Here is a 1,427-nt window from a genome sequence, read left to right on the forward strand (position 1 = left end):
CGTCGCGGGACGGCTCTTTTCGTCGGCGCAGGCGTCGCCGCCGTGGTCGCGGCCGCAGCCATCGGCTGGGCGCTCCGGGGCGGCGACGCGCCGACGCCGCCGGATCCCGTCCCGCCTCAGGTCTCGGCGCTGACCGTCGAAGAGATCCGCGCCCCGGCCGCCGGCTCCTGCGCGCAGGCGCTGTTCGGCTCGGCTCAGCCGGAACGGCGGCCGGTGGCGATCGACGCCACGGCGGCCGCGGCGCCGTCGCGGCTCGACGGCCGGCTCTGCGGCCTGTCGTTCCACGCGGCCGACGCCTCCATCCGGCTCTCGGGCGGGCTGGCGGCGGTCTCGATCGCGCCCCGCATGGAGCCCGGCGGCGGCGTGACCTATCTGCTCCGCTCCAACGTGACGCAAAACGTCGTCTACGAGGTCCAAGCCGTCTCGAACACGGACGGCCGCGTGGTTCAGCGGCTCGTCCACCAACTGGTCCCCTGAGACCGCGCGCCGCGAAGGTTCTCGCCCGGCGCGCGGTCAGGTTATAAGGCGACCACCAACGTGGGGGTGAAACGCATGGGCGCCTGTCGCGGCACAGTCGGACCGGTCGTCGCCGCGCTGCTGGCGGCGGCGGCGTTTCACGCGCCGGCCCATGCTCAGGTGGCGGGCTTCGACCCCGCCGATTACGGCCGCGCCCAGCTTCCCGAACGCCAGAGCACAGGCGACGCCGCCCGCTTCATCGAGGGCAACCGCGGCGCGTTCGAGCCGATCTCGGAGCTCGACCCCAAGGACCCGCTTTACGCGCTGGCGCGGCCCATCGGCCGGCTCGACGTGGTGATGCGAAACGCGCGCACCGGCCAGGAGACCGGCGCCTCCTGCACGGCCGAGCTGGTGGCCGGCGACTATGTGCTCACCAACCACCACTGCCTGCCCCAGTCCGGCGACATGCGGCCCGTGAAGGCCTCGCTGCTGATGGATTACCTCACGCTGGACGGCAAGGGCGCAAAGCGGTTCGAGGTGTCGGTCGCGCCGGAGGAGTTTGACGCGGCGCTCGACTTCGCCGTGGCCAAGGTGGAGGGCGCTCCGACCGCCGAATACGGCGCGGTGGCGCTGGCGAACGCCGCGCCCGAGGGCGCGCGGTCGCTGATGGTGATCCACCATCCGCTCGGCCGCCCCAAGGTGATGAGCCGGTTCCGCTGCCTCGCCGCGAAGGAGCAGGCGGATGGGGCGGAGCTGCGCCACCGTTGCGACACGCTCGGCGGCAGTTCGGGCTCGCTGCTGTTCGACGCCGGCGCGAACGGCGTGGCGCTGCACAAGGAGGGCGGCCTCGACCCGGCCGACGCCACCAGCTTCAACACCGCGACCCGCATGGCCGCGATCCTCGACCGCAGCCGCATCCTGCAGGCCGCCGTCGCCTCGGGCGCCGCCCGCCCCGGCCCGGCGCCGGCCGG

1 protein-coding gene and 1 pseudogene are annotated in these 1,427 nt (G+C 74.1%); both read left to right on the forward strand.

Annotated elements, in window-relative coordinates; genetic code table 11:
* Window positions 1-477: pseudogene (locus ACFQ4O_RS17520) on the forward strand (hypothetical protein); the annotation flags it as partial.
* 75 nt (window positions 478-552) lie between these two features.
* The coding region (locus ACFQ4O_RS17525) for a trypsin-like serine peptidase (RefSeq protein WP_378777657.1) at window positions 553-1,427 on the forward strand (875 nt) is incomplete at its 3' end.

Origin of the sequence: Methylopila musalis (genome assembly GCF_042679725.1) — a bacterium.
Taxonomy (GTDB): Bacteria; Pseudomonadota; Alphaproteobacteria; order Rhizobiales; family Methylopilaceae; genus Methylopila; species Methylopila musalis.